General features: G+C 64.3%; 14 protein-coding genes. 1 reads left to right on the plus strand and 13 read right to left on the minus strand.

Annotated features, from left to right (window positions below):
- Positions 1–29 precede the first annotated feature (29 nt).
- On the plus strand, positions 30–917 hold the full coding sequence (locus FE782_RS26470; protein WP_138197376.1) for an AraC family transcriptional regulator: 888 nt from the start codon (positions 30–32) through the stop codon (positions 915–917).
- Here FE782_RS26470 and FE782_RS26475 read toward each other — a convergent pair.
- The 13 genes from FE782_RS26475 to abc-f form a co-directional block, all read right to left on the minus strand.
- On the minus strand, positions 914–2062 hold the full coding sequence (locus tag FE782_RS26475) for a PQQ-dependent sugar dehydrogenase (protein ID WP_138197377.1): 1149 nt from the start codon (positions 2060–2062) through the stop codon (positions 914–916). The two genes, FE782_RS26470 and FE782_RS26475, sit on opposite strands and share 4 nt — an antisense overlap.
- Before the next feature lie 91 nt (positions 2063–2153).
- Positions 2154–2330 (minus strand): hypothetical protein, encoded by a 177-nt coding sequence (locus FE782_RS32665; protein WP_202914618.1) that lies wholly within the window; start codon positions 2328–2330, stop codon positions 2154–2156.
- 71 nt (positions 2331–2401) lie between these two features.
- Positions 2402–3592 (minus strand): MalY/PatB family protein, encoded by a 1191-nt coding sequence (locus tag FE782_RS26480; protein ID WP_138197378.1) that lies wholly within the window; start codon positions 3590–3592, stop codon positions 2402–2404.
- Positions 3593–3679: 87 nt separating this feature from the next.
- Entirely contained in the window at positions 3680–5623 is a 1944-nt protein-coding gene (locus FE782_RS26485) for a stalk domain-containing protein (RefSeq protein ID WP_138197379.1), read from the minus strand.
- Positions 5624–5679: 56 nt separating this feature from the next.
- A complete protein-coding gene (locus tag FE782_RS26490) occupies positions 5680–6093 on the minus strand; it encodes a hypothetical protein (RefSeq protein WP_138197380.1) in 414 nt (137 codons plus the stop codon).
- Between the two features lie 110 nt (positions 6094–6203).
- Positions 6204–6896, minus strand: coding sequence for a DUF559 domain-containing protein (locus tag FE782_RS26495; RefSeq protein WP_138197381.1), 693 nt, complete (start codon positions 6894–6896; stop codon positions 6204–6206).
- An 823-nt stretch (positions 6897–7719) separates the two neighbouring features.
- Entirely contained in the window at positions 7720–9651 is a 1932-nt protein-coding gene (locus FE782_RS26500) for an FtsX-like permease family protein (protein ID WP_158299560.1), read from the minus strand.
- Positions 9623–10402: an ABC transporter ATP-binding protein gene (locus FE782_RS26505; protein WP_138197383.1), complete on the minus strand. Its 780-nt coding sequence runs from the start codon at positions 10400–10402 to the stop codon at positions 9623–9625. Before FE782_RS26505 ends, FE782_RS26500 begins: the two co-directional genes overlap by 29 nt.
- Positions 10403–10507: 105 nt before the next feature.
- Positions 10508–11575, minus strand: coding sequence for a sensor histidine kinase (locus FE782_RS26510; RefSeq protein WP_138197384.1), 1068 nt, complete (start codon positions 11573–11575; stop codon positions 10508–10510).
- The gene (locus FE782_RS26515) at positions 11572–12291 is read right to left on the minus strand and encodes a response regulator transcription factor (RefSeq protein WP_138197385.1); all 720 of its coding nucleotides are present in this window, start codon (positions 12289–12291) and stop codon (positions 11572–11574) included. The genes FE782_RS26510 and FE782_RS26515 overlap by 4 nt, the downstream gene beginning before the upstream one ends.
- Positions 12292–12304: 13 nt before the next feature.
- Positions 12305–12523: a type II toxin-antitoxin system antitoxin gene (locus FE782_RS26520; RefSeq protein ID WP_138197386.1), complete on the minus strand. Its 219-nt coding sequence runs from the start codon at positions 12521–12523 to the stop codon at positions 12305–12307.
- Between the two features lie 3 nt (positions 12524–12526).
- Positions 12527–13375 (minus strand): SPFH domain-containing protein, encoded by an 849-nt coding sequence (locus tag FE782_RS26525; RefSeq protein WP_138197387.1) that lies wholly within the window; start codon positions 13373–13375, stop codon positions 12527–12529.
- A 227-nt stretch (positions 13376–13602) separates the two neighbouring features.
- Positions 13603–15501 carry a ribosomal protection-like ABC-F family protein gene (gene abc-f, locus FE782_RS26530; RefSeq protein ID WP_138197388.1) on the minus strand — a complete coding sequence of 633 codons (1899 nt, stop codon included), beginning with the start codon at positions 15499–15501 and terminating at the stop codon, positions 13603–13605.
- Positions 15502–15773 lie beyond the last annotated feature (272 nt).

Below are 15773 nucleotides of genomic sequence, written 5' to 3' on the forward strand. Positions count from 1 at the left end.
ATGATCGTTGGAAAAGGAGGCCGCCCCTCATGACGCAGACGCAGAAGCCGAAGCCCACGTACGCCGTCGTGTCCCATCCGGACCCCGACGCGGCGAACCGTTCGCTCCAGGTGCTGTTCACCGGCAGAAGTCAGACGAAGCCGGGCCACCGGCTCGGGCCGAAGGTGTTCGATCATTTCCTGATTCATTACGTGGAAAGCGGGAGAGGGGTATATACGGCCGAAGGCCGGGAGTATGCGTTGGGGGCCGGAGACAGCTTCGTCATCTACCCGGAGGCGCTCGTCAGCTACGCCGCCGACGAGGAGGAGCCGTGGCAATATCGCTGGATCGCGTTCAAGGGCGAAGAGGCGGAGCGGCTCGTCGCGGCTGGCGGCGTGTCGCCGGAGACGCCGATGGCGCGAACGCGCGAAGGCGCGCGCGCGGCGAAGTGGTTCGAACGGGTCATGAAGACGTTCCGGGACAAGGAGGCCGGCGCCCACCTGCGCGCGAACGGCTGCCTGCAGCTGCTGCTCGCGGAGTACGCGGACGCGAGGCGCGCGGGCGAGGCGGCGGACGCCGCCGCGAAGGGCGCCGACGACGACGGGCCCGCCGCGGCGTTGACGCGGCAGGCGATCCACTACATGACGACGCAGTACGCCGAGCCGATCACGATCGAGCTGATGGCGGAGAGCCTCGGGTACAACCGCGCCTACTTGTCGCGCGTCTTCCGCGAGCGCACCGGAGCGACGCCCGTCGCGTTCCTCGTCCGGCTCCGGCTCGACCGCGCCCGGCGGCTCTTGCGCGAGCGGCCCCTGCTGACGGTCGAGCAGGTGGCGTCGTCCGTCGGCTTCGCGGACGCGCTCTACTTCTCGAAACAGTTCCGCCGCGCGTACGGGCAATCTCCGACCGAGTACCGGCGGTCGGTCAAGCAGTACTAAGGCAGCTCGAAACGGAGCAGCCGGTCGTCCGTCGGCCCGGGCGTCCCGCGGCCGTCGGTGTTGTTCGTCAGGACGTAGGCGTAGCCGTCCCGCACGGCGACGTCGCGCAGCCGGCCGTAGCCCCGGGCGACCCCGTCGAGCGGTTCGCCCGAGGGCGTCGGCCGCGCCGGGTCGAAGCGCAGCAGCGCTTCGCCGCGCAGCGTCGCGACGAGCAGCGCGCCGTTCTCGGCGACGGCGATGCCCGACGGCGCGATCGCCGGCGGCTCGCCGGAATGGTACAACGGCGGGATCATGCCGTTCTTCTCCCTATCGCCGTAGACGTCCGGCCAGCCGTAATTGCCGCCCGCCTCGATAAGGTTGATCTCGTCGTGGCCGCCGGGGTCGCCGGACGGGCCGTGCTCCGAGGCGTACATGACGCCTTCCGCGGTCCACGCGACGCCTTGTACGTTGCGGTGCCCGTACGAGTACACGTAGGACCCCGGGAACGGATTGTCCGCGGGCACGCCGCCGTCCGTCGTCAGACGCAAGATCTTCCCCGCGAGGCTATTAAGGTCCTGTGCGAGCGCTTCTTCGCCCGCGTCGCCGGTCGTCGCGTACAGATGCCCGTCCGGTCCGATCGCGAGCCGCCCGCCGTCGTGGATGCGCGAACCTGGGATGCCCGAGAGCAGCTCCCCCTTCTCGACCCACGCCTCCTCCTGCTCCTCCAGCGCGACGATCCGGTTCCGCATCCGTCCGTTCGCTTCGTACGTATGGTACGCGAACGCCGTCTTCGTTTCGGCGAAATCCGGCGCGAGCGCGAAGCCGAGGAAGCCCGATTCGCCGCTCGCGGCGACGCCCGGCTTCACGACGACCGGCTTGCGTACCATGCTGCCGTCCGAGCCGATCCGCACGACGCTTCCTTCCCGCTCGCTGACGAGCATCGTCTCGCCGTCGAACGCGATCGCCCACGGCGTCCGCAGCTTCTCGGCGAGCACGGCGTAAGGCGCGTCGCCCTCCTCCGCGGGCGGCTCGGACGGCGTCTCGACCGCCTGCTCCGCCGGCGCCGTCGCCGCCGGCGGCGCGGTCGCTCCCGGCTCCTCCCGCGCGAAGCAGCCGCCCGCGAGGCCGGCCGCCGCGAGCAGGGCGAGCATTTTCCAAACGAACATCAAATCATCCCCCCTTGGCATTACTTCCATCCTCTCCCATTCCGGCGGACGAGTCAATATGCGAAAAAGGCGACCCCCGGACGGCCGGGAGTCACCTTGCGCCGCTCTGTTCCTTGATCAACCGCTTGATCTCGTGAAGCTCCTTGATCATCTTCTTATACGTCAAGTACCCGACGAACGACTTCGCCGCGAAAAACAGCACCGCCGCCGTCCCGACCAGCAAATAATTGCCCTTCGCCCAATCGACAATCCCGTTGATTCGGTCCATTGGTTCGTTACTCCGCTCTCTTAAGGTTACCTCTAAGATGCGCGGAGCGTTTTCCAAATATACCTAAATTGTTATTTCACCGCGACCTTGCGCTCCACCGCGCCGACGAAGCGGCGCAGCGCCTCCTCGAGAATCGACCGCGGGCATGCGCAGTTGATGCGTACGTACCCGACGCCCTCATCGCCGTAAGACGAGCCTTCGTTAAAGGCGACCTTCGCCTCCGCGTTCATGAACTGCGACATGCCTTTCGCGTTCAGCCCGAGCTCGCGCGCGTCGACCCACAGCAAGTACGTGCCCTCCGGCGGCATGACCTTCAGCATCGGCGCCCGCTCCCGCAGCGCGGCGATCGCGTAATCGACGTTGCCCTTAATGTACGGCAGCAGCTGATCGAGCCACTCGTCGCCTTCGTTGTACGCCGCGATCGTCGCGAAGTGGGCGAAATGGTTTTGCATATGAATCGAAAGCTTCTTCATTTGGGTATTCAGCTTCGCGCGCTTCGCCGGATCGTTCGTGACGATGAACGACGACCCGATGCCCGGCAGATTGAACGTCTTCGTCGGCGCGAGCAGCGAGAGGGACGTGGCGGCCGCCTCCTCGCCGACCGTCGCATACGGCGTATAAGCGTTCGGCGCGAAAACGAGATCCCCGTGGATTTCGTCGGACACGACGGTGACGTCGTATTGCGCGGCGAGCGCGGCAAGCTTCGTCAGCTCCTCGCGCGTCCAGACGCGTCCGCCCGGATTGTGCGGATTGCACAGCAGCAGCAGCTTGGCGCCGGAACGCATATGCTCCTCCAGGCTTTCGAAGTCCATCTCGTACAGGCCCGTCGCTTCGGAAATCTTGAGCGCGTTCTTCAGCACCTGGCGCCCGTTCGAGCGGATGACGTCGTAAAACGGATAATACACGGGCGCTTGCAGGATGACGCCGGCCCCCGGCTCGGAGAACAGATCGACCGCCAGCGACAAGCTCGTCACGACGCTCGGGCTCGCCACGATCGATTCCTTCGCGATGTCCCAGTTGTGCCGGCGGCGGTACCAGCCTTGGATCGCCTCGATCCATTCGTCGGTCCGGATCGTGTAGCCGTAGATGCCGGCCTGCGCGCGCTCCGTCATCGCGTCGACGATCGGCTTCGCCGTGACGAAGTCCATATCCGCCACCCATAACGGCAGCACGTCCTCGCCGCCGAACAGCGTCGTCAATTGGTCCCATTTATAAGAGGCGGTGCCTCTTCGGTCATGCAATCGGTCGAAATCGTATTTCATCGCGGGCGTCCACCCTTTCCTTGGCATTTCTTCGATTGTAACAAATATCCCCCGAGCCTGTCGAAGACTCGAGGGATTCGCGCTTTATTATTGGAAAACGGCCGTCCCCGTCGCATCGTCCCACGACTTCGCGAGGCCGAACGCTTCCGCGACGAAGCTGAGCGGAATGTACGTCCTGCCGTTCGCCGAGAACGGCGCCGCCTCCAGCGCGACCGTCTCGCCGTTCTTCCGCGCCGACTTGCTGCCGAGCGCGAGCGTCACGGACAGCTTCTTCGCGTCGTCCGTCAGCGTGATGGACCGTTCTGCGGCGTTCCAGACCGTCTTCGCCTGCAGCGCGTCCGCGATTTGCTTGATCGGCACGAACATGCGGCCGTTCTCGATCTTCGGCTGCGCATCGAAGTCGAGGCGCTTGCCCTTCAGCGTTACGAGCGCGTCGCCGACCGTCGCCTTCACCCGCTGCGTCGTCGCGAGCTTCCCGTCGGCGCCGTACGCCTTCACCTCGATCGTTATGGCTTGCCCGCGGTACGGCGCGAAATCGTGCGCGATCGTCCAAGGCGCCGCGGTCGCCGTGCCGATCGTCTTGCCTTGAAACGCGTATTCGACCTTGCCGAGCATCGGCTCGACCGTCTGCACGTAAGCGCTCAGCTCTACGACGCGCGGCGGCAGTCCCGCTTCGGCGGCGTCGATATACGCCTTCTCGCTCTCTTGCCCGATCGTATCGAGGTAAAAGGGATGCTGGATCGCCTGTTTATACGCGTTCAGCAGCGCATCGTTCGCGGACAGCATGAAGTGCTTCTCGCGCGCCGCCTCCGTCTTCGTCGCGTCGAACCAGAAGACGGCCTTCACGCCGGGATACAACATCGGCAGCGTCGCGTAGAACTCCTTCGTCCGGTATGCGGCCCACGCCTCCACCAGTCGGTCTTCCTCCGGGTAGATGTACGATATCGCGCCTTCCGAAATGAACAGCGGCTTCTTCTTCGCGTACAAGTCGTAGATGTGTTCGAACTTCTGCAAGTGATTCGAACGGTCCACGCCCGCCTTGAGCGGATCGAGCGCCGGGTTATAGATGCTGTACAAGCTGACGCCGATCCAATCGACGTACGCGTCCCCCGGGTAGTATTGCGTTATCGTGTCGACCGGAATGTCGTTCGGCGACCACGCCATCACGACGTTGTCCGGCGCTTCCTCGTGGAAGACGTCGGCGACGAGCCGGAACTTCTCGATGTACGCCGCCGGATCGCCGGACCACGGCACCCAATTGCCGTTCATCTCGTTGGCGAAGCGCAGGAAGATCGGCACGCCGGATTCGCCCGCCGCCCGCGCGTACTCGCGGATATAGGCGCCGTCCGTCACCTCGGCGAGGCCGTTCATCGGCTGCAGCGCGATCTGCAGCGCGGTGCCGTGCTCCTTCGCCTCCTCGACGTGGGCGGACAGCTCGTCGAACGACCGTCCCCAGGTCGTATACAGCATATACGCGGCGTGCTTGCGCCCGGTCAGCTCCGGGAACTTGTCCGTATAGAAGTACTTCCAATGCTTCGTATCGTGCGCCTTCGGGTCCGATTCCGCGTACGCGCCGAGATACGCGCCTACGCTCGGCTCGAACAAGGCGCCGCGTTCGTATGTATCGGCGAGCGCCTGCGGTTCGACGGCCGCGAACAGCCTCACGACGCTGCGCACGTAATCCGCCCGCCGTTTGGATGCAGCCGTCTCCGCCGCCTTGCCCGCGGCGCTCCAATTCGCCGACTCGTTGTCCCATGCCGCGGCCGCGAGATCGTATTGTTTTAAACTCGCGTAGTTTTGGCCGATCCGCCTGTAGATGTTCGCCGCGTTCGTGTAATCCTTGTCCGCGACCAGCGTCGGAATCATGCCGTTCAGCTTCGCGATCGCCGCCGCGTAATCGCCCTTCGCTTCCGCTTCGACCGCTTGCTTGTTCAGTCCCCAAATATTGACGGCGCTCGCCGTCGGCCCCGCCGCGCCTGTCGCGAGCAGCGCCGCGACGAGCGCCGTCGCGATCGTTTTCCCGAAATGCATGACGTTCCCCCTGTTTGACCTCGTTCTCGTCTCCAGAAGGTATTATAGCACGGGCCTTACGTCCCGGCTGCGGATTTTCGGGCGCGCCAATGCTCAAGCGCGAGCGAGATGTGGTACATGTACAGCGATGCGCCCGCGCCGATCGCGAGGAACGTCCCGAGATCGCTGGACGTGTGCACCTGAAGCCCGTTCAGCACGGTGGCGAGGTAGGCGTACATCGCCGCCGCGCCGGCGAGCGCGAACGCGAGCAGATTGACGGCATACGGGCGGCCGGCCGTTCGGATGACGGCGGCGATCGGCGCGCCGAGCGCGAGGAACGCCGGCGCCGTGATAACGAGGTAGAAGAAATAGGCTTGGGGGAAGCCCGTGTTTTGCATCGACAGCAACGCGAGCGCGACCGACGCCGTCAACGCCGATACGACCGCCGCCAGTAATTCGAACAGCAAAGTTTTACCGAAGCTTCTTTTCATAGGGAATGCCCTCCCGGAACGTTGTACCTATTAAACGCTGCGCCCCGCCGAAAGGTTTCGGGCGTCCGCAAGCGTGCAGCCATATACTTTGGCGCTGCGACAGGCCTTATCTAAATGCTACGCCTCGTCGTAATTTCGGAAGTATCCGCAAGCGTGTAGCCGTATACTCTGGTGCCTCGTCGCAAAGGCGCCAGCAGCCCTTCCTCGGCCGCCCGCTCGAACCATCGCTGCGCCGTCGTGCGGCCGACGCCGTGTTCGTACGCGAAATTCGTCGGTTTGACGTTTTGGCCGCCCTGATGAATTGCATACAGTTCTATGGCTTTCTTCCGGTACGCCCACAGATCGCCCGCGTTCAACGGCAAAGCCCCTGCCCCCGCCGACGCCGTCCAGCAATACCCGATCGCCTTCAGCAGCTCCGCCTGGCAGTACCCTTCGTCGGTTTCCACCTCGTCCGCTGTAAATCTGAGGAGAAACCACCCGGAATACATCAACCGGTTCTGCCTGCGGACATGATCTCGGAACTTGGACTTCGAGATTTCTTTCGCATGCGTAGTGTAACCGTCGATTTCTATGATGAGCTTCACCGGTCCCTTGGAGTAAAAGAAATCGACGAACCGCTGCCCCCCTTCGAAATCGAGGAACGGGTACTCCGGCTTCAGACCGTCGAAATTGAAATTCATGAACGGTCCCCAAACGCGTTCCAGGAACCGGGTTTCGGCGTAACCGAGCGTGTGTCGGAGACGTCCCTCCTCCCGCGCTTCGCGCTCGAACGCATCGATGAACCGCCGCAGCTCCGGATGCATACACCATTCCCCCTAACGAAAAAAAAGCACGCTTCGAATCCTCATTCGAAGTGTGCTTCACCTGTCGTTATTATACCCGTCCGCCCCGCCCGGGGCAAGGGGAACATGCCCGGCGCTGTGCGAGCGGTGCGAGCAGCCCGTTTCGGGTCACCGCGGCCCTTCGCGCGCCGGCTCCTGACCCGAAACGGGTCACGGCCCCCGACCGCGCGGCCGCGCTGCCCGTTTCGGGTCACCGCGGCATGTAGCGCGCCGGCTCCTGACCCGAAACGGGCCACGGCCCCCGGCCGCGCCACCGCGCTGCCCGTTTCGGGTCACCGCGGCCCACCGCGCGCCGCCTCCTGACCCGAAACGGGCCACGGCCCCCGACCGCGTAGCCGCATTGCCCGTTCCGGGTCACCACGGCCCAACGCGCGCCGCCTCCTGACCCGAAACGGGCCACGGCCCCCGACCGCGTAGCCGCATTGCCCGTTTCGGGTCACCACGGCCCAACGCGCGCCGCATCCTGACCCGAAACGGGTCACAGCCCCCGACCGCGCGGCCGCGCTGCCCGTTTCGGGTCGCCGCGGCCCAACGCGCGCCGCCTCCTGACCCGAAACGGGCCACGGCCCTCGACCGCGTAGCCGCATTGCCCGTTCCGGGTCACCACGGCCCAACGCGCGCCGCATCCTGACCCGAAACGGGCCAGGGCCCTCGTCCGTGCGGCCGCGCTGCCCGTTTCGGGTCACCACGGCCCACCGCGCGCCGCCTCCTGACCCGAAACGGGTCACGGCCCCCGACCGCGCCACCGCGCCCGCCAGGCCGCGCAGCCCATCCGCGCCCGCCGTCAGCCCGCTTCCGCGATGCCGAGCTGCCGCATGTACGCCCGTTCCGTGACGGCGTAGTACAGCAGCTGCAGCAGCGCGAACGCGGCCACGACGGACAGCGCGCTCGCCCATACGTTCGTTTGCATGACGTTCCCGAGCATCTTGTACGCGAACAACGCATGCACCGTGCCGACCACGAACGGAATGCCGAACACCGAGCCGATCTGCGCGCGGATGACGCTGCGCAGCTCCTTCGGCGATACGCCGATCCGCAGCAGCTGACGGTACGTCTGCCGATCCTCTTCCAACTCGGTGAATTGCTTGAAGTAGAGCAAGCTCCCCGCCGCGAAGAAGAACAAAACGCCGACGAACAAGCCGATAAATAACGTAAGCGAAGCGAATTGTTGGACGTCCTGGTACCCGGTGATCCGCTCCCGTACGAGCGAACGCGGCAGCTCCGGCGCCGCGAGCGCCTGCGCCTCCTTCGCGAAGGCGGCGTCCGACTCCCAGCCGCTCCAGTCGTAAGCGTACAGCACCGTTCGCTCCGCATCGGGAACTAGCCCGAGCGCTTCTTCGAAGTCCGCGTCGTCCAAAATCCACAGCAGCTTGCCGTGGTTCGTGGCGGCCGCATAGATCGTTCCGCTAGAGACGAACGTCAACGTCCCGTCCGCGACGACGAAGTCGACGCTCTCGCCTCTCGTCTCTTCCCCGGACCTACCCATCCGCTCGAACGGGTATGCGAACATCGTACGCCCCGACTCGACGTCCGCCGCCGGCAGCCCCAGCTCCGCGGCGAGCGCGTTCCAGGACGACTCCTCGATCAGCGCCGCTTCCGAGTCCGCTCTCCCGTACAAATTGACGTTCGCCGTAACGTCCAACAGCGGCGTGCGCGTCTCGACCTCCGGCTCGATGCCGTGCTTCGCGAATAACGCCTCCAGCGCCTCCGGATCCACGACCTTGCGCGTGTCGAGCCCCTTCTCCTCGATGCTGAGCGCGAACGGCGTATTGACCAGCAATTGGTCTTTAATGTCTTGATGGAACACGTACACCGTCCCGATGGCCGTGAAGACGACCGCGAACAGCACCGCCACGGAAAACATCATCCGCGCCGTATCCTTCAACCGGTACGACAGCTGAGACAGCGCCAGCAGCCGCACGCCCTTCCAATAATAGCCGCGGCTGCGCATCAACCGGCCTAAGGCGGCGATGCAGCCTTGGGTGAACAAGAAATACGTCCCGAGCACGACGAGTCCGGTGACCGGCATCATCAGCATGAGGACCGTCCGCAAATTCGTCATGTACGCAAGGACATAACCCCCGCCGAGCGCGGCGACCGCGAGCGCCGTCAGCCACGCCGAGGCGAGAGGCGGCCGCTTCGGCTTGCGCGAGGCGCGCAGCAGCTCGATGACGGGCTTGCGGCCGATGCCGAACAGCGAAACCGCGGCGACCGCGGCGAACAACGCGGCGAATCCGACCGCCGTCCACAGCGCCGCGGGCCAAACGATCAGGAAGCGAACCGGCGCTTCGGTACGAAGCAGCTCCCCGATCCCCATATAGAACAGCTTGGAAAACAAAACCCCGAGTCCGAGCCCGCAGACGATCGCGCAAGCCGCGACGATCAGCTGCTCCGCGAACGCAAGCCTTCGAATTTGCCACGGCGTCATCCCGAGCAGCTGAAGCAGACCGAACTCCTTCTGCCGAGTTTTGTAGAACGACGAGCTCGAATATAACACGAAGAAGAACGAAAAGACGGCGATCAAGTACACGCAAGCGATCAGTCCTTGCGCGACGGCGGCGCCGCCGATAATGTCCCCGGAGCGGACGTCCGGATGCGCGACGAACGAGGCGAATAAATAAGCGATCATGACGGCGGCCGAGCTACTGAGCAGGAACGCCGCATACCGCCGCCACCCGCCTCGAACGTTACGGATGGCGAGAGCGCGAAACGTCATGCGCATGACCCCCCAGCACGCTTAACATATCGAGTATTTCCTGGAAGAAGGCTTGCCGACCGCCGCCTCCGCCGCGCAGCTCCGCGAAGCGCCGACCGTCCTTGATGAACAAGATCCGCTTGCAGAAGCTCGCGGCGAACGGATCGTGCGTCACCATGAGCACCGTCGCCCGGCGCCGCTCGTTCATGTCGCGCAGCGCCTCCATCACGTCGCCGGCCGCCTTGGAGTCGAGGTTCCCGGTCAGCTCGTCCGCCAGCACGATGTCCGGCTCATGGATGAACGCCCGCGCGATCGCGGCTCGCTGCAGCTGCCCCCCGGACACTTCGTACGTCCGCTTGTCCAGCGTATGCGCGATGCCCAGCATCTCCGCCAGCTCGACGACCCGCCGTTCGATCTCCTTCGGCTTCGTCTTGTCGAGCGCCAGCGGCAGAATGATGTTTTCCTTCATCGTCAAAGTGTCGAGCAAGTTGAAGTCTTGGAAAATGAACCCGAGCTTTCTCCGCCGAAACAACGCAAGCTCGCTCGCCGACATGCGCGACGGATCGACGCCGCCCACGCGGATCGCGCCCGCCGTCGGCTTGTCGATCGTGGCGAGCAGGTTCAGCAGCGTCGTCTTGCCGCTTCCCGACGGCCCCATGACGCCGACGAATTCCCCTTCCTCCACCGTCAGGTCGAAATTTTCCAACGCTTGATACGTAACCGCCCCGCGGCCGTAAGTTTTCGATAACCGTTCCGCTTGCAGCACAACCATCGAGGTCCCTCCCAAAGAAGTTATTTATATTTCAAGTATAGGAGGGTTCCCGCCGGGCCGCCATGCGCCAACCTTGCAATCCGCTCGGGTTTCCTTACAATATTGTCACCTGCCGAGCGGCTCGCGAAACAACGCTCCCGTGTCGGCGAACAGAACCGTCGCCGTCGTCCCGGCCCCGGGGCTCGAAGAGATCGACAGCCGATGTCCGAGCCTGTCGCACGCCTCTTTCGCCACGTACAGCCCCATGCCGGTCGATTCGGCGACGAGCCGCCCGTTCGCGCCCGTAAAGAACGGCTCGAACACGCGCGGCATATCCTCCGGCGGAATGCCGATCCCCTCGTCCGCGACCTCGAGGCGCACCCCTTCCGGCGTCCGCGCAAGCCGGACCTCGACGCGCGTCCCGCCCGCCGCGGCGGAATATTTCAGCGCGTTGCCGAGCAGCTGCTTGCAGACGAACGACGCCCACTTCTCGTCGGTCTCGACCCAATACGGCGCCTCCTCCGCCGCCAGCCTCGGGAAGACGCCGTATCGAATCCAGGCGCTGCGGTACTCGTTGATCGCGCCCCGGGCGATGCTCGCGGCGTCGACCCGGCGCACGCGGACGTCCGTCTCGAACCGTTCAAGCCTGGCCGCCTCGAGCATCATCGATACGTAGCCGTTCAGCCGCTCGGCTTCCTCCCGAACGCTGGCCATCGCCTCCGGCCGTTCGCCGCCGCGCTCCTCTTCCGACTGCGCGAGCAGATCGATTACGGCGATCGGCGTCTTCATCTGGTGCGCCCATTGCTGCAGCTGGTGAAGCTGACGCTCTTGCGCGCGCGTCGAGCGCGACAGCGCATCGGCGTACGTCCGGTACGCGCGCTCCAAAGCCTCGCGGACAAGCCGCTGCTCCGTCGTGCCGCGCGAACGCACCAACAGCGCCCGCTCCAGCCCGCCCTCCTCGCGCGAAGCGGCCTCGAGCTCGCGATAGTAGGCGCGGTTTCGCGCGTAATCGTACAATAAGAACGCCGCCAGTCCGCAAGCCGACAAGACGATCAAGTATGCAACGTTCCCCAGAAGCAAAGACGCTCCTTGACGGGCGAGATCGAGTTGCACGACCAGCACGGCAAGAAGCGTGTTCAATAAGAAGAGGACAATATACCCCAGACGATCCGCCAGAAAATGATTCAGCCTCATGGCGTCTCCCTCCGCGCCGCGAGCCGATACCCGACGCCGCGAACCGTCTCGATGGCGTGCGGCGTGCCGAGCGCTTCCAGCTTCTTGCGCACCCGCGTCACGTTGACGGTCAGCGTGTTGTCGTCGACGAAGTGAACGTCGTCCCAGAGCCGCTCGAGCAGCGCCTCCCTCGCGACCGGCTCCCCGGGACGCGTCATCAGCGCGCCGAGCAGCTGCAGCTCCTTCGGCGTCAGCTCCGCCTTCCGCCCTTCGTATTCGACCGTCAGCTTCGACCGGTCCAAGAACAACCCCTGAAACTCGGCGACGTCCTCGCGCGGCGGCGCGCCGGATGCCGCCGCGGCGTATTCGCCGTACGTCCGGCGCAGCAGCCCCCGGATCTTCGCGAGCAGCACCTCGAGATGGAACGGCTTCGTCACGTAATCGTCGCCGCCGTGCTCGATCGCCATCACCTGATCCATCTCTCCGGCGCGCGCGGACAAGAACAAAATCGGAACGTTGCTCACGCTCCGAATTTGTCGGCATATATAAAACCCGTCGTATTTCGGCAGATTGATATCGAGCACGACGAGATGAGGCGGCCGATCGCTTCCCGCGATCCGCCGCTTCACCTCGTCGTACGCCTCGATTCTCTGCGCTTCGTATCCGTACTTCGACAGATGCGCCGCGACGAGCGCCGCGATCTTCGCATCGTCCTCGATGATCCATATCCGATACATGCGCGTACCCTCTTTATTCGTTCTTTCCCGTCGATTCGTTCGCTCCCGCCGACCCGTCCGCCGGAGCGCCCGGCGACCGCGGGCCGGGCAGCCGGCCCGCCCGCCGGAGCGCGTCCCTCAGCACGAATTCGATATGCGCGTTGACGCTGCGGAACTCGTCGGCCGCCCACTTCTCCAACGCGTCGTAGATCGCCGCGTCCACGCGCAACGGATATTGCTTCTTCCCCGCCATAAATCAGTACAAGCTGCTCGTATTGATGACCGGTTGGGCGGCACGGTCCGAGACGATCGCGACCATCAAATTGTTCGCCATCGCCGCCTTGCGTTCGGGATCCAGCGCGACGCCGCTGTCCCGCTCCAGCTGCTCGAGCGCGTCCTTCACCATGCCGACCGCGCCTTCCACGATCTTCTGCCGCGCCGCGATGATGGCGGACGCTTGCTGCCGCTGCAGCATGGCGCCGGCGATCTCCGTCGAATACGCCAGATGCGTCAGCCGCGCCTCGAGCACGTCGACGCCGGCGACCGAGAGGCGGCTCTGCAGCTCGCGCGCCAGCTCCGCGGACACCTCGTCGGCGTTGCCCCGAAGCGACATGCCGTCCTCCGTGAAGTTATCGTACGGATACTTGCTGGCGACGTGCCGAAGCGCCGTCTCGCTCTGAATCTCGACGAATTGCTCGTATTTGTCGACTTCGAAGCTCGCCTTCGCCGTCTCGACGACCTTGAAGACGATGACCGCCGCGATCTCGATCGGGTTCCCTTCGATGTCGTTCACCTTCAGCTTCGCGCTGTTGAAATTCCGGACCCGCAGCGACAGCTTCTGGCGAGCCGCGAACGGAAGCACCATCCAAAACCCGTCCTCGCGCACCGTACCTTTATATTCCCCGAAGAACGTCAACACCGAAGCTTGGTTCGGCTGTACGACCGTGATCGAGCAAAGCAACAGGAATGCGATCAAGAGCAGCAAGACGCCGACGACCGGCAGGAACGACGACAGCGTCAGCGCGTACGCGCCGACGGCGGCGACGACCAAACCGAGCAGCACCGCGAGAAACCCATTGATCTTCCATGCGCCGAATTCTTTCATGGATCATATCCCCTTTACATCAATTTGATACTCATATGATATCACTTTTTCAAAATTGTGTAAACCACATTCGCCTACCAACGACGCGTTGCCCAAGAACCCCATGGTATGAAAGCGCGGTCCCCGAGCAGAGGAAATCACTTTAGAAAAGAGCTCCGGAGGGCCCCCTCCCCCTGGACGAAACAAAAAAGCGAGCCGCCCGGAGGCGACCCGCGAAACAAACGAACTTACATCCATCGCTCCAACTTCTCGTAGAGCAGCTCCCGCTCGGCCGCAAGGACGGAGCGCTCCGCATAAAGCTGCTGCAGCCGCACCGCGTCGAGCTCGCGCTCCATCGCTTCGTCGAGCGACGCGAGCTTACGCTCCGCCGCCTCGATGTCCCGCTCCAGCCGCTCGAACGACGCGGACGACGTCTTCGCCGGCATCGCCGACGCCCCGTTGGACGCCGACTTCTTCGGCGCGGCCGGGACGGGCGAAGGGCCGGGAACCGCAGCCGCGGCCGCAGCCTTAACGGCCAGCTCCGCGCGCTTGCGCTTCGCTTCGTCGTAGCGGCCTTCATAGCGGGTTAGGCGGCCCTGTTCCATCCAATAGGTCACAGGGAACAGCTTATTTAGGAAATAGCGGTCGTGCGATACGCAGACGACCGTGCCCCCGAACGACGCGAGCGTATCCTCGAGCGCCTCGCGGGCGTCGATGTCGAGATGGTTCGTCGGCTCGTCGAGCACCAGCAGGTTCAAGTCCTGATGCATGAGCTGCGCGAGACGGAGGCGCATCTTCTCGCCGCCGGACAAGTTCTTCACCTTCCGGAACACGGACGCGCCGTAGAACAGAAACTTCGCGAGCAGATGTCTCGCCTTGCCTTCCTCGACCGCTGCGGCGTCGCGGAACGCGTCGAGAACGGTAAGCTCTTCGTTCGGGAATAGATCGTGCTGCGCCAAGTAACCGATCTTCACGCCGCTGCCGACGCGAACGACGCCGTCCGTCGGCGGCATTCCCTCGGCGACCATGCGGAGCAGCGTAGACTTGCCGCAGCCGTTCTCGCCGACGATCGCGACCGTTTCGCGGAAGCGGACGAGCAGGTCGACGTCCGAGAACAAGCGCCGTTCGCCGAAGCGGACGCCGACCTTCTCCAGGACGACGACGTCTTTGCCGCTCCGGTCCGACAGGTCGAGCGACAGCCCCATCTTGACGCGCTCCAATACCGGCTTGTCGATCCGATCGATGCGATCGAGCGCCTTCTGCATCGCCGCCGCGCGCTTGAACATCTTCGGATTGTCCGCCTGCGCCGCCCACATCCGGAGCCGCTTGATCGCCTCTTCCATTTTCTTGATCCGTTTCTGTTGCTCTTGATACGCCGTAAACTCGGCGAGCAGCCGGCGTTCCTTCTCTTCCACGAAGTAGGTATAGTTGCCGTGATACGTCTCGGCGACGCCGCCCTCCAGATCGACGATCTTCGTCGCGACGCGGTCGAGGAAGTACCGATCGTGAGACACGATCAACACGCTGCCCTCGTAGTCCTGCAAGTACGACTCCAACCACTCGACGGAGGACAGGTCGAGATGGTTCGTCGGCTCGTCGAGCAGGAGCAGATCCGGCTTCAGCAGCAAGATGCGCCCCAGGCCGACCTTCGTCCGCTCCCCGCCGCTCAGCCGCCCGAACGGCCGGTCGAGCAGCCGCGTAATGCCGAGACCCTCCGCCACGCGCGAGAGCGCGGCTTCCATCTCGTATCCGCCTTGGGCGCCGAACGTCTCGAGCAGCGGTCCGTACGCTTTCATCGCCTTCTCCATGAGCGCCGGATCCGCCATATCTTGTTCGAGCTCCGTCAGCCGCCGCTTCATCGCGAGCAGCGACTCGAACGCTTCCGCCAGCACGTCTCCGGCCGTCCGGGTCGGCCCGAAGTCCGGAATTTGCGCGAGCAGCGACACCCGGCTCCCCCGCCGGTGATGAACCGCTCCCGCGTCGGGGACGTCCGCGCCGGCGAGCAGCGTCAGCAGCGTCGTCTTGCCGCAGCCGTTCGGTCCGACGAGCCCGATCCGTTCCCTTTCGCGTATTTCCAGCGACAGCTCCGATAGCACCGGCGCGCCGCCCCAATTTTTCGTCACTTTATCCGCTGCGCAGATTACCATATCGATCACCTATCGTTTGTTAAAATTTGGAATTCAAGGCATACAAAAAAGCCGCAGGCGAAGAAGACAACTTCGCCCGCGGCTTCAAGCCGAACGTCGGAAACCGATCCCGACGCCTAAAGGGTCAACGCGTTGTCATCGCCGAATTTGGACGCACCTCTCCCGTCGGCAGCGGAACGGAATACGATGGTAGCTTGGCGGACCCACGTTTGGGCACCTTTGCTACGAGCGGCGATCGACAACATGTTGACACCTCCTTTTATGTTCCGAAT

Source organism: Paenibacillus antri, from assembly GCF_005765165.1.
GTDB classification, from domain to species: domain Bacteria; phylum Bacillota; class Bacilli; order Paenibacillales; family YIM-B00363; genus Paenibacillus_AE; species Paenibacillus_AE antri.